Consider the following 13,097-nt stretch of genomic DNA (forward strand, 5'->3'; position numbering starts at 1 on the left):
AGACCGGCGTGAGACGGCCCGTCGCGGTTCGCGTGATCGGGCCGACGCAGTGGATCTTCCTGCCGGCTCTGGCGGTGATGGCCGTCACCATCCTGCTGGCCACGCCGGTCAAGCTGTTCGACTGGTTCGCCCTGCCGGAGGTGGTGCTGCCGCTGACGCTGGCCTTCGCCTGGCCGTTGATCCGGCCGTCGGTGCTGGGACCGATCACCCTGCTGGTCCTGGGCCTGTTCCTGGACCTGTTGTGGGGTGGTCCGCTGGGTCTGTGGGCGATCTGCCTGCTGGCGGTTTACGGCGGCGTCCTGTTGTCGCGCAGCTTCCTGGCCGGGCAGGAGACGCGGGTGCTGTTCGCCTGGTACGCGGTCTGCGTCGTCGGGGCCTTCGCCCTGGCCTATCTGGTCGTCAGCGTGCGCGCGCACAACGCGCCCAGCATCCTGGCCCTGCTGGGCCAGTTGATCCCGACCCTGCTGCTGTTTCCGATCTCCGCCTGGATGATCGAACGGTTCGATGACGGGGACCTGCGTTTCCGATGATCCTCCTCCGCCAAGGCTACGAAGGATACGCCCAATCCTCCGAAGCTCCTGCAAGGAGCGTAGGCGGATGAGCGAACCGTCCATCTTCTTTTCGGACGTCAATGAGCGGCAGGGTTCGTTCCTGCGGCGGACCTTCGTGCTGGGCGGGCTGACGACGCTGGGCGTCACGGCCCTGGTCGGACGGCTGGGCCAGTTGCAGGTCATCCAGGCGCGCGAATACGCCACCCTGGCCTCGAACAACCAGTTCAACTTCCGCCTGGTCCCGCCGCCGCGCGGCCTGGTCAAGGACCGCAACGGCGTCATCATCGCCGGCAACCGCCCCAGCTTCCGCGTGCTGGTGGTGCGCGACGAGACCAAGGACCTGGATCAGACCCTGGATCTGCTGGGCCGCCTGCTGCCCGATACGGTGGACCGGCGCCGTGCGATCATTCGCGACGTCAACGCCGCGCCGCGCTTTTCCCCCGTGCCGGTCAAGAGCGACCTGACCTGGGAAGAGTTCGCCAGGGTCAATCTGTACGCCAATGAACTGCCGGGCGTCATGGCCGATATGAATGAGGCCCGCTACTATCCGTTCGGCGGCGCCTTCGCCCATGTCGTCGGCTATGTGGCCAAGCCGAACGACCGCGACATCCAGGCCTATCGCGACCGCAACGAGGACCCACCGTCGATCCTGTTCAACCCCGGCTTCCGCGTCGGACGCCAGGGTGTCGAGAAGGCGCTGGACGAACAGTTGCGCGGCGAGGCGGGCGGCAACCGGGTCGAGGTCGATGCGCGCGGCCGCGTGGTCGGCGAGGACGTCGGCGGCTCAAAACCGGCGGTGCACGGCGAAGAGGTCATCCTGACCCTGGACTCCGACATCCAGAACCGGGCGCTGGAGGTGTTCGGCCAGGAGTCGGGCGGTTGCGTCGTCATGGACGTGCGCAACGGCGATGTTCTGTGCATGGTCTCGGCGCCGTCGTTCGATCCGAACCTGTTCGTCGGCGGCGTGCCGTCCAAGGTCTATCGCGCCCTGGCCGACTATGAACGCCGGCCGCTGCTGGACAAGGCGATCTACGGCACCTTCCCGCCGGGTTCGACGTTCAAGATGACCACGGCCCTGGCCCTGTTGGACGCCGGAGTGAACCCGGCCGAGCGGGTCACCTGTACGGGCGGCTATTTCTACGGCGGACGCACCTTCCGCTGCTGGAAGCGCGGCGGGCATGGTTCGATGGACATGCACAACGCCATCAAGAACTCGTGCGACACCTATTTCTACCACATGTGCAACCGCGCCGGGGTCGACCGGATCGCCCGCGTGGCCGAGGATCTGGGCTTCCATCAGGTCTATGACATCGGCATCGACGGCCAGCGCCGGGGCACCATGCCCAGCCAGGCGTGGAAGGCGAATTACAACCGCAAGAACCCGAACCCGGATTCGCGCAAATGGTATCCGGGCGAGACCCTGTCGGTGGCGATCGGTCAGGGCGCCATCGAAACCACGGCCCTGCAATTGGCGACGATGACCTCGCGCCTCGCCAACGGACGCAAGGCCATCACTCCGCGCCTGATCAAGTCCATCGGCGGCAAGGAGCATCCGCAGCCCGAGAGCCGCCGGGACCTGCCGTTCCCGCAGGCGCACCTGGACATCGTGCGCGCGGGCATGGCGGCCGTGGCCAATGATGTGACCGGCACCGCCTATCGCGCGTCACAGCTCGGCCTGGGCGACATCCAGATGGCGGGCAAGACCGGCACGGCCCAGTCGCGTGACTACGGCTCGGGTTCGCGCGGGCCGCGCGACGCCGTCTGGTCGCGGCGCGACCACGCCCTGTTCGTGGCCTTCGCCCCGCACGACGCGCCGCGCTACGCCATCGCCCTGATCATCCAGCACGCCCCGGCGGGCGGCGCCGCAGACGCCGCGCCGCGCGCGCGCGAAGTCATGAAGGTGGCCCTGCTGAAGGACCCGGACATGCGCGCGCGCATCGAGCGGCCCCTGCCGCCCGAAGCCCAAGGCCCGGTCGAGGCCGGGGAAGGGGAGGCCGGCAATATCGGCGGCCTGGTCGAAACCGCCCCCGCGCCCCAGGCTCCGGCGCCCCGCGCGCCCGCGCGCCCGCGCACCGCGACCAGCGGACCACGTCCCTATCTGGCGGAGCCGCCGCAATGACCGCATCCGCCCTGACCCGCCCCGGCGAGCGCGACCGCCTGTCGGTCAAGATCGCCCAGATCGACTGGAACCTGGTCGGCCTGCTGTGCATCATCGCCGGCACCGGCGCGGCCATGCTGTATTCGATCGCGGGCGGAAGCTGGCAGCCATGGGCGATGGATCACATCACGCGCTTCGGCGCCCTGCTGGTCTTCATGCTGGGCCTGGCCCTGGTGCATCCCAAATGGTGGTTCCGCGCGGCCTATCCGCTGTACGGCTTTTTGCTGTTCCTGGTGCTGCTGATCGAGTTCACGCCTCTGGGCTATACGGCCGGCGGGGCCAAGAACTGGCTGAACCTGGGCTTCATCCGCATCCAGCCGGCCGAGTTCATGAAGCTGGGTCTCGTTCTGGCCCTGGCGCGCTGGTACCACAGCCATACGGCCAAGGAGGCGCGCTGGTCCTGGAAGTTGATCTTCCCGGCCGCCATCATCGGCGTGCCCTTTCTGTTGGTCGCCAAACAGCCGGACTTGGGTTCGGCCATGGTGATCGGCCTGACCGGCGCGGCGGTGATGTTCATGGCCGGGCTGAGCTGGCGCGTCATCGCGGCGGGCGCCGTGGCCGCCGTCGCCTTCGTGCCGCCCTTCATCATGTTCGGCATGCATGAGTATCAGCGAAACCGCGTGCTGACCTTCCTGGACCCGGCCAAGGACCCGTCGGGCACCGGATACAACATCATCCAGTCCAAGATCGCCCTGGGTTCGGGCGGTTTCCTGGGGCGCGGCTACGGCCTGGGCAGCCAGAGCCAGTTGGAGTTCCTGCCGGAACGCGAGACCGACTTCATCTTCTCGACCGTGGCCGAGGAGTTCGGCTTCGTCGGCTCCTTCACCCTTCTGGCCTGCTATCTGGCGGTGATCGTCATCGCCCTGCGCATCGCGTCCCTGTCGCACAGCCATTTCGGGCGGATCGCGGCGGCGGGCATGGTGTCCTTCTTCGCCATCTTCGTGCTGATCAACGGGGCTATGGTGATGGGGATGGCGCCGGTGGTGGGGGTGCCGATGCCGCTGTTGTCCTATGGCGGGTCGTCGATGATGACGGTGATGATCGGCTTCGGCATGGTGCTGTCGACGCGGGTGCATCGCTACGCCGAACTGCCCAAGGGGCAGGGCCTGTTCTGATCATGCGGTTCGCGCGCTAGAGATCGAACCATGACCGTGATCAGCAAGACCCCGCCGCCCGTGAAGGCCGACCCGAACCTGTTCGGGACCCCCTGTCCCCAGCCCGTCATGCCCGTCAGCGTTCCCGAGGACGCCGCGGCCATGATCCAGGGCGTTCAGATGCGGGACAATCCGGCCGAATGGGCCTTCGTGCGTCTGTCCAAGATGATCGAGGCCTTTGAGGCGGGGATCGACAAGGACGAAGAGGTCGCCGCCTCCCTGGTCGGCGTGCCCGGCGACGGCACCATGCGGATCGAGGACGTCGGCTTCTGGGGACCGGACCTGATCATGTTCTTCGGCAAGAACGGCGAGGGCAAGCCGGTGCGGCTGATCCAGCACTATGGTCAGATCAACGTCATGCTCAGCGTGGCCAAGAAGCCCGAGGACCGGCCCGCGCGGCGCATCGGCTTCCAACTCGGTGAACTGGTCGAAAAGACCAATCCGAAAGCCTAAAGCGACGCCGCCCAGTCGGTGGCGCGGATCAGGCTGTCGATGATGCCCGGCTCGGTCGAGGCGTGGCCGGCGTCCGGCACGATGTCCAGTTTCGCCTCGGACCAGGCGCGATGCAGGCTCCAGGCGCTGTCGATCGGCGTGACCACGTCGAACCGGCCCTGGGCGATCCAGGTCGGGATGTGACGGATGCGGCCGATGTTCTTCAGGATCCAGCCGTCCTCGGGGAAGAAGCCGCCGTTCATGAAGTACCAGCATTCGATCCGGGCGAAGGCCAGGGCGAAATCGGGTTCGGCGAACTTGTCGGGCCGGGCGTCGGGTCCCCGGATGCTGACGGTCTCGCCTTCCCAACTGGACCAGGCGACGGCGCATTCCAACTGGGCCTTGCGGTCCTCGCCGATCAGCCGCTTGTAATAGGCGCCCATCAGATCGTGGCGTTCAGCCTCGGGGATCGGGGCGACGAACCGTTCCCAGGCGTCCGGGAAGATCATCGAGGCGCCGTGCTGGTAGAACCAGGTCAGCTCCTTCTTGGTCAGCAGGAAGATGCCGCGCAGCAACAGGGCCGTGACCCGCTCGGGGTGGGTGATGGCGTAGGCCATGGCCAGGGTCGAACCCCAGCTTCCGCCGAACACCGCCCATTTGTCGACGCCGCACCGTTCGCGCAGCCGTTCGATGTCCTCGATCAGGGTCCAGGTGGTGTTGTCCTCCAGCGAGGCGTTGGGCCTGGATCGGCCGCAGCCGCGCTGATCGAACAGGATGATCCGGTATTGCTTCGGATCGAAATAGCGCCGCATGCCCGGATTGCAGGCGCCGCCTGGGCCGCCGTGCAGCACCACAACGGGCTTGCCGTTGGGATTGCCGCATTCCTCGTAATAGATTTCGTGCACGCCGTCGGCGGCCATCCAGCCCGAGGCGAAGGGTTCGATCTCGGGATACAGGTCCCGGCGGGGAGAATCGGTCACGAAATAAGCCATGAGGTGAACGGAACTCCTGTTTGACCTGTCAGGCCTTGACGGAATGTGACCGGAAAACGGCCCATCCTAAAAACAGCCAGCCGGCGATCATCAACACTCCGCCGACCGGTGCAACGGCGCCCATGACAGGAAGCTTGAGCAGGCCGATCGACGCCAGCGCCAGGCCGAACACCAGGCCGCCGCCGCCCGCCAGCCAGCCCGCGACGGACACCAGCCGATTTCGGTCCGGCCAGGCGGCGCAGACCAGGGCCAGCAGGGCGTGGACGATCTGATAATGGGCGCCGGTGGTCAGCAGGGTCTTCACCTGCGGTCCCGCGCCGTGCGCGGCGAAGGCGCCCAGGGCCACGGCCAGGGCGCCGCACAGGGCGGCGAAGACGGCGAGGGGACGATCGACGGTCATGGGGTGCGTCCTAGCCGACGCGGGGCCGCGAGTCTGCTATGCGCCGATGATGACCCCCGCGATCCGGCTGGCCCTGCAATATGTGCTGCTCTTCGGCGCCACCGGGGTGAGCCTGCCGTTCGCGGGTCTGTGGCTGTCCAGCCGGGGCATGAGCGGAGCCGAGATCGGGGCGCTTTTGGCCGCGCCGATGCTGGGGCGGCTGGCGACCGGGCCGGTGACGGCGGTGTGGGCGGACGGCTTCCGGTCGCGGCGCACGCCGATCGCCTTGCTGGGGCTGGCCGCGGCCCTGGGGTACGGCGGGGCCGGACTGGCCCAGGACGCCTGGCTGCGGGCGCTATGCTGGTTCGTGGCGGCCAGCGCGGCGGCGGCGCTGATCCCCCTGACCGACGTCTTGAACCTCCGTGTGGCCCGAAGGACGGGGCACAGCTTCGCCTTTCCGCGCGGTTGCGGTTCGGCGGCCTTCGTCTGCGCCAATGTCGCCATGGGGGCCTTGCTGACCGTCGCGCCGCCGGACGTCGTGATCATTTGGGTCGTGGCGGCCAGCCTGGGCATCGGCCTGTACGCCTGGCGCGGCCTGCCGGACGAGGCGGTCAGCGCGGCGGGACCGTCGGACGGCCTGGCGCGGTTCCGCGGCCTGGGCCGCCTGTTGCGCGATCCGATCTTCATGACCGCCCTGTTCGCCATCGGCGCGGTGCAGGCGGCGCACGCCTTCTACTACGGTTTCTCGGCCATCGCCTGGAAGGCGCAAGGGTTGGACGAGCGGATGACCGGCCTGTTGTGGGCCTTTTCGGTCGTGATCGAGATCGGCTTCATGTGGTGGATCGAGCCGTGGCGGAAACGGCGAGGAATCGGGCCGTGGGCCATGCTGATGCTGGGCGTCGGCGCGTCGGTTCTGCGCTGGAGCCTGATGGCCCTGGCGCCGCCGCTGTGGGCGCTGTGGCCGCTTCAGGTCCTGCACGCCCTGACGTTCGCGGCCACCTATCTGGCGGGGGTGGAGATCATCGAGCGGCTGACCCCTGATGACAGCCATACGGCGGGTCAGACCTTGAACTCCATGCTGGCGGCGGGGGTGTTGATCGGCGCGGCGACCCTGGCGTCGGGACCGCTGTATGATGCGGTCGGCGTAGGCGGCTATCTGGCCATGGCGGCGATGGCGGCCGCGGGCGGGGTCTTGGCCCTGGGCCTGAGGCGGCGCCTGACGGTCTAGGCGTGTTGCAGACGCGGCATGGGGGCCAGTTGGGCGGCGATGGCGCTGGCGGCGGCCTTCACCCCGCGTCGGGCGGTGTCCAGCGACACGTCGGCGGGCACGCGCAACAGGCCGACGGCTGGCGCCTCGGTCACGTCCGGCAGCTCGGCCAGGATGCGGAACAGCAGATAGGAGCCGACATCCGGCTCGGCCTCCGACGTGGCGTCGACCTTCAGCCCGACGTCGTTCAGGGCCGCCACGACATCGGCGACCGGCAGGGTGGCGCGGGCCAGGCAGGGCAGGTCGACGTTCATGCGGCCCGAACCGGACAAGGCCCGGTTCTCGGCCCGCATCTGGACGCTGAAGCGATCCGGCGACCGGCCGCGCCCGACCAGCAGCAAGGCGCGGCAGCGACGATCACGTAGCTGTTCGGCCAGGGTTTCATACAGGCTGTCGGCGTCGGACGGCGCCAGGCTGACGGCCAGGGCGCCGTGCGGACGCCAGTGGGACCCGGACAGGTCCTCGACAGGGTCCCAGACCTCGTCGTCGGCGTCATAGCCGCAGAGGACGATGACGGGCAGGCGCTGGTCTGCTCGGTCGGCGTCGGACATGGGCCTCGGCAAGCTTTGTGACAGTGACGTGACAGTCGAGCCGACCGTGCGGTCTGGCCGCGCCTTCGTCAAGCCACAATTCTTAACGGTGCCGGGCTTTAGGCCAGATCGCCCACGGCGGCGTCCAGCAGCAGGAAGGCGCGTCCCCCGTCGGTGGCCAGGCGGGCCAGCACGCCGGTGGATTCCGGCCCGAAGGCCTGAAGCTCGCGGGCGAAGGCGCGCACATAGCGTTCGGCGTCGGCCTTCATGTCGGCGTCGCTCAACACCCGGCGCGAGACGCTGCGCACGGCGGCGGGGGCCACGCGGCGCACGATCAGCCGGGCGCCGCCGGGATCGTTCGACGACCAGGCCTGGGCCGCTTCCTCGATGCGGGCGCGGGGCAGCAGGGCGTTGGGATCGACGCCCATGCGGCGGATGGCGCCGACGATGCGCTCAGCCAGGGCCTCGACATCGGGCGGGGGCATGACCGGCGCGGTCAGGTCCATCGGCGGTTCGCCCGCGTCGTCGGCCTGGACCAGGTCGTTCCAGCCCAGTTGCTCGTCCGAAGGCGGACGCGAGCCGTCGGCCGGGGTCAGCTTCAGCCGCCCACGCAGGCCGAAGCCTCGGCCATCCTCGGAACGCGACGCGCGGCGGGGCGTCGGAGCGTCGGTCGGCGGCGGCGGGACGGCGGCCGGTTCGCGCCGACGGGGGGCGGGGGCCTCGCCCGAGACCACGCCCATCAGGCGCACCGCCTCGGTCAGCATGTCGTAGTTGCGACGCACCCGTTCCTGGAAGCCGGCGTCCAGGGCCTCGGTGTCTTTGGCGGCCTTTTCGGAGGCGGCGGACAGGGCGGCGAGACCCTCCTCGACCGCCTGACGCACGGCGTCGACCCGTTCGCGCGCCTGTTCGGGCAGGGCGGCGGCCTTGCGGTCGATCTCGACCACGGCGGCGTCGGCACGGACCAGGACGGCGTTCATCCGCTCCAGCGTCGCCTCCAGACGATCCAGCGCCAGGTCTCCGGCCTCGCCGACCAGACCGGTGGTCTCTTGGACGATGCGCCGGGCCTCGGCGATGCGGGCGTCGGCGGCCTGGTCGGCCTTCTGCGCCGCGTCGAACAGGGTTTCGCCCAGGCGTTCGGCGCGCAGACGGGAGTCTTCGGCGGCGTCGGCGGCGGTGGCGCGGCTTTCCTCGGCCGTGGCCTTGAGCGTCTCCAGGCTGCGGCGCGTCTCTTCGACCAGGGTGTCGCGGGCCTCGGCGGCCAGGGCCTCGAAGCGGTCCAGCGCGACCTTGGTGGCGGCGTCGAAGCCGTCGGCCTCGCGCTGGGACATCTCGACCAGCGCCCGGAACTGATCGGTGGCGGCCTCGACCAGGTCCCTGACGGATTCCGTCGTCGATTGGGTCGTGCGGTCCAGTTCGGCGGCCGAGGCGCGGCTGGCCGAGATCTGTTCCGTGAGCTGGGCGCGCTGGCTCTCGACCTGGGCGGAGAAGTCCTCCTGGTCGGTGCGCAGGGCGTAGGCGGCGGTGACCAGGGCGGCGCGTTGCTGGCCCAGGCCTTCCTCGACCGATTGAATCTGCTCGGCGACGCCGGCCCCGGCGTTCTCCAGCCGCAGGGTCTGACGCGACAGGTCGTCGGCGGCCAGGCGGGCGGCGTCCTGGGCCTCGCCGGCGGCGGCGGCCAGGTCGGCGGCGCGCGCGGCCAGAGCGGCCTCGGCTTCGCGAAGCTGGGTCTGGGCCAGGTCGGAGGCGTCCACCACCATGCGCGACTGGCGTTCGACGGCTTCCAGCACGCCGGTGGCCTGGCCGTCGAGCTGGCCGCCCAGCACGTTCAGCTTCTCGCGTTCGCCGCCCAGTTGCTCGACCAGGCGACGGGCCGTGCGCCCCGCGGTCTCGGCCGCTTCGTTCAGGCGCTGGGTTTCGGCGGCCAGGGCCTCGCGCAGCAGGCCCAGATCGTTGCGCGCGCGTTCGGCGGTCAGGGCCGCGTGGTCGATGTCGGCCCGCAGGGTGGCCAGCACCTCGCCGGTCTGCTGGGCCGCCAGGGCGGTCGGCGCGACCAGGGCCTGGGACAGGTCGCGGGCGTGCCGGGTCTCGGCCGCCAGTCCGGCGCCCTGCCGCACGGCGTGGGCCAGCATGATGGCCAGACCCGCCGGAGCGAGGGCCAGCAGCACATAGATGGCCATGCGCAGCGGGTCCAACGCCGCTCCGCCCGATCCGTATTCATAGGCGGCCCAGGCCGCGATGCCGCCGACCCACAGGGCCGAGGCGACGCCGGCGATCAGATAGGCGTGGCGGCCGCTGGGCTGCGTTTCACGGCCGACGACCGCGACGGGCGCGGGCGGCGGAACATAGGCGGCCGGGGGCGGGGCGGTCTCGGCCGCCATGTCGATGGTCACGACGGGTTCGGCCTGGACGGTCTGGGCGACGCGGGCGGTCTCTTCGGCCTGACGCTGTTCCTCGAGCAGACGGCGGCGGCGGCGCTCGGACATGGGGCGCGGCGCGGGACCGTCTTCCTCGGGCGCCTCGGGCAGGGGCCGCGGCGTCGGATCGACGGCCGCGACCGTGTCGGGCTGGGGATCGGAAGCGTTCAGCGGTGGCCGGTTGCGGGATTTCATCAAGCGTCGATCTCGGTCAAGGCTCTCGCCCGACCGAGCCGGAAACGAGGGTTCGCGACCGTAGCCGTTCAGGCGCCAAGATCAAAGCGTGCGACGCAACGGCGTCGTGGATCAGCAGTCCTGAGCTTCGACCGTCACGGTCATGGCCTTGGCGTCCTGAACCGTGACGTCGTCGCAATGGGCGACGCGATGCACCTCGCGATCCGCCTCACGCGCGGGATTCAGATCGACCCCGAACTGCGACAGGGCGACGGCGGCCAGCATGGCGATGAAACCCGCGATCAATTCGACCAGCGCCTGCACTGTCCGGTCCCCCTCCCGACGAACAACGGTCCTTATGCGCGCGGATACTAAGGCGGAACAATGGCGAACGCAGCCGATTTGCAAGTCAGTTGACCGAAAGCCCAGCGGCGTGGAACGGATGACACGGTTCGACGCTGTCGCCGGCCCGGCGGCATGCGGCGGTCGTTCAGATCGGTCACGCCACAGCCATGCACTCCCTTGCGGACAGCTATGACGGCAGCCTGCTGATCCCCGGCCCGGGGGTCTGGCGCACCGAGACGGCGCATCGATTCGCCGTGCTGATGGAGAACAACGCCTATTTCACCGCCCTGGCCTCGGCCATGGAGAAGGCCGAACGGTCGATCGTCGTCCTGGGCTGGCAGTTCGATCCGCGCACCCATCTGTCGGTCGAGACCGGGTTCGACGACCATACCGCCGAGGTCGGCCACCGGCTGCGCCTTCTGGTCAAGCAGAAGCCCGATCTGGACGTGCGGCTGCTGATCTGGAAGTCGCCGCTGCTGATCGCGGCGTCCCAGGGCTTCTATCCGCACAGGGCGCAACGCTGGTTCCGCAAGCGGATGGTCGAGTTCCGGCTGGACCAGCCCGGTCCCATCGGCGCCTGCCATCATCAGAAGGCGGTGATCATCGACGATAAGGTGGCCTTCTGCGGCGGCGGCGACATCGCCACGGATCGCTGGGACAGCGCCGAGCACCATGACGACGATCCCAGGCGGTGCCAGCCGTCGGGACTGATCGCGCCGCCGCGGCACGAGACCATGAGCGTCTTCGACGGGCCGGCGGCGCGGGCGCTGGGCGATCTGGCGCGCGAACGCTGGTTCCGCGCCACGTGGGAACGGACGCTGCCGGACGAGACACGCGGCGACCCCTGGCCCGACGGGGTCCAGCCGACGATCATGGACACGCCCGTGGGCATCTCGCGCACGGAGCCGGCCCACGGCGGCCGGGCCGAGGTGCGTGAGAACGAGGCCCTGCATCTGGAGGCGATCGGCCGCGCCCGGCGGCTGATCTATCTGGAGAACCAGTATTTCACCTCGCACCTGATGGCCGAGGCCCTGGCTCGTCGCCTGGCCGAGCCGGATGGGCCGGAAGTGGTGCTGGTCTCGACCGGGCGCAGCCCCAGTTGGTTCGACAGTCTGACGATGGACAAGGCGCGCGCCCAGGTCCTGTACAAGCTGGAGCAGGCCGACAAGCACAGCCGCTTCCTGGCGCTGGCGCCGCGCACGCGGGCGGGCAAGCGGATCATCGTGCACGCCAAGGTGTCGATCATCGACGACCGGCTGCTGCGCATCGGCTCGACCAATCTGAACAACCGCTCCTTCGGCTATGACACCGAGTGCGACATTTCGACCGAGCCGAAGGATGCGGCGGGCCGCGCGGCCATCCGCGCCCATCGCCACCATGCGCTGGGCCATTTCCTGGGCGTTTCCGGTGAGGAATTCGGCGCGGCCGAGACGATGCTGGGGTCGACGGGTGCGGCCATCGCGGCCTTCGACACCGGCCGCATCCAGCCCCTGGGCGCCGAGCCGCCGTCTTGGTTCCAGACCCAGATCGCGGACTGGCAATTGGGCGATCCCCTGTCCACCGCCGACGCCTGGCGGCCCTGGAAACGGCGGGGCCGCATGCGCGCGCTTCAGGCCGGCTGAAGCTCGAAGTCGAACACCAGCGGCAAGTGATCCGAGGCCATCCGCGCCAGCGGCGAGAAGGGGGCGAAGACCCGGATCGGCCGCACCTGCGGGCTGACGAACAGATGGTCGATGCGGATGGCCGGGAAGCCGGACGGGAAGGTCTTCACCGACGGACGCAGGCCCAGCAGCCTTTGGGCGTCCGACAGGCGACGGTTCAGGGTCTGGTACGGCCGGGTCAGGGAGGTGGCGTTGAAGTCGCCGGTCAGGATGGTCGCGCCTTCGCAGGCGCCGACCCAGTCGCGCCCCGCCAGGGCCGCCGCTTGCAGCCTCTGTTCGCGCGGGACCAGGCCCAGGTGGGTGTTGATGACGTTCAACTGAACACCGTCGACGTCGATGCGCGACCACAGGGCGCCGCGCGGCTCCAGCCCCGGCACGCCGGCCAGGGTGGGCAGGGCGCCGGTGCGGCGCAGAACCTCGGGCCGATGCGTCAGGATGGCGTCGCCATACAGCTCGGACTCGACCGCCATGGCCGGATGGAAACGAAAACTCATCGCCAGACGGTCGGCGATGGCCTGGGCCTGATCGACGTGGCCGGTGCGGGCGCGGCCCACGTCCAATTCCTGCAAACAGACGATGTCCGGTTCATGCTCGGCGATCACCGCGGCGACGCGGTCGACGTCCAGCCGCCGATCGACGCCGACGCAGCGGTGCACATTGTAGGTGATCAGACGGGGCATGGTCGGCTCGCGTTGGGCTAGGCCCTTTTCACCGCGAAAGCGACCCCAATGGGGCGGTCACAGCACCACCAGCCGGTCGGGAAGCTCGTTCTCGTTCACCGGGCGCGGCGGGAAATGCTGGGCCAGCACCTCGCCGCACAGACCGACGGCGGCGGTGAAGCCCTCGGCCGGACGCCGGGCGCGCAATTCGCGGGTCAGGGCGGCGACGGTGTCGCCCCAGACGGCCGGTTCGACCTTGTCGTGGATGCCCTTGTCGGCCACCACCTCGACCTGATGATCCGCCAGGCAGGCGAAGATCAGCACGCCGGTGCGGGCCTCGGTCTGATGCAGGCCGTGGGCCAGGAACTGTTTCATCGCCGC

Annotated in this window: 13 protein-coding genes; 6 read left to right on the plus strand and 7 right to left on the minus strand. The window is 69.5% G+C overall.

Annotation, left to right across the window (positions count from 1 at the left end; all coding sequences use genetic code 11):
• From V7D63_RS11885 to V7D63_RS11900, 4 genes are all read left to right on the plus strand, one after another.
• The coding region (locus V7D63_RS11885) for a hypothetical protein (protein ID WP_333592492.1) at positions 1–530 on the plus strand (530 nt) is incomplete at its 5' end.
• Between the two features lie 67 nt (positions 531–597).
• Positions 598–2,670 carry a penicillin-binding protein 2 gene (mrdA, locus tag V7D63_RS11890; protein WP_333592493.1) on the plus strand — a complete coding sequence of 691 codons (2,073 nt, stop codon included), beginning with the start codon at positions 598–600 and terminating at the stop codon, positions 2,668–2,670.
• Positions 2,667–3,824, plus strand: coding sequence for a rod shape-determining protein RodA (gene rodA, locus V7D63_RS11895; protein ID WP_333592494.1), 1,158 nt, complete (start codon positions 2,667–2,669; stop codon positions 3,822–3,824). The genes mrdA and rodA overlap by 4 nt, the downstream gene beginning before the upstream one ends.
• A gap of 30 nt (positions 3,825–3,854) precedes the next feature.
• On the plus strand, positions 3,855–4,316 hold the full coding sequence (locus V7D63_RS11900) for a DUF6173 family protein (RefSeq protein ID WP_333592495.1): 462 nt from the start codon (positions 3,855–3,857) through the stop codon (positions 4,314–4,316).
• Here V7D63_RS11900 and pip read toward each other — a convergent pair.
• Complete coding sequence (gene pip, locus V7D63_RS11905) at positions 4,313–5,275, minus strand: prolyl aminopeptidase (RefSeq protein ID WP_442882141.1); 963 nt, start codon at positions 5,273–5,275, stop codon at positions 4,313–4,315. The two genes, V7D63_RS11900 and pip, sit on opposite strands and share 4 nt — an antisense overlap.
• 40 nt (positions 5,276–5,315) lie before the next feature.
• Positions 5,316–5,687 carry a DUF423 domain-containing protein gene (locus tag V7D63_RS11910; RefSeq protein ID WP_333592497.1) on the minus strand — a complete coding sequence of 124 codons (372 nt, stop codon included), beginning with the start codon at positions 5,685–5,687 and terminating at the stop codon, positions 5,316–5,318.
• A gap of 49 nt (positions 5,688–5,736) precedes the next feature.
• On the opposite strand from V7D63_RS11910, the gene V7D63_RS11915 reads away from it, so the two are divergent.
• Entirely contained in the window at positions 5,737–6,894 is a 1,158-nt protein-coding gene (locus V7D63_RS11915) for an MFS transporter (RefSeq protein ID WP_333592498.1), read from the plus strand.
• On the opposite strand, the gene V7D63_RS11920 is transcribed toward V7D63_RS11915, so the two are convergent.
• The 3 genes from V7D63_RS11920 to V7D63_RS11930 all read right to left on the minus strand — a co-directional run bounded on the left by V7D63_RS11920 (position 6,891) and on the right by V7D63_RS11930 (position 10,375).
• A complete protein-coding gene (locus V7D63_RS11920) occupies positions 6,891–7,484 on the minus strand; it encodes a hypothetical protein (RefSeq protein ID WP_333592499.1) in 594 nt (197 codons plus the stop codon). The two genes, V7D63_RS11915 and V7D63_RS11920, sit on opposite strands and share 4 nt — an antisense overlap.
• A gap of 98 nt (positions 7,485–7,582) precedes the next feature.
• Entirely contained in the window at positions 7,583–10,072 is a 2,490-nt protein-coding gene (locus tag V7D63_RS11925) for a tipN (protein WP_333592500.1), read from the minus strand.
• A gap of 111 nt (positions 10,073–10,183) precedes the next feature.
• Complete coding sequence (locus V7D63_RS11930) at positions 10,184–10,375, minus strand: hypothetical protein (protein ID WP_333592501.1); 192 nt, start codon at positions 10,373–10,375, stop codon at positions 10,184–10,186.
• Positions 10,376–10,563: 188 nt separating this feature from the next.
• Between V7D63_RS11930 and V7D63_RS11935 the strand changes: the two genes are divergently transcribed.
• Positions 10,564–12,018, plus strand: a complete 1,455-nt coding sequence (locus tag V7D63_RS11935) for a phospholipase D-like domain-containing protein (RefSeq protein ID WP_333592502.1) — start codon at positions 10,564–10,566, stop codon at positions 12,016–12,018.
• On the opposite strand, the gene V7D63_RS11940 is transcribed toward V7D63_RS11935, so the two are convergent.
• Positions 12,006–12,737, minus strand: coding sequence for an endonuclease/exonuclease/phosphatase family protein (locus V7D63_RS11940; RefSeq protein ID WP_333592503.1), 732 nt, complete (start codon positions 12,735–12,737; stop codon positions 12,006–12,008). The two genes, V7D63_RS11935 and V7D63_RS11940, sit on opposite strands and share 13 nt — an antisense overlap.
• 57 nt (positions 12,738–12,794) lie before the next feature.
• Positions 12,795–13,097, minus strand: a 303-nt coding sequence (locus tag V7D63_RS11945) for a TPM domain-containing protein (RefSeq protein WP_333592504.1), incomplete at its 5' end; no start/stop codon positions are given.

This window comes from Brevundimonas sp., assembly GCF_036732845.1.
Taxonomy (GTDB): Bacteria; Pseudomonadota; Alphaproteobacteria; order Caulobacterales; family Caulobacteraceae; genus Brevundimonas.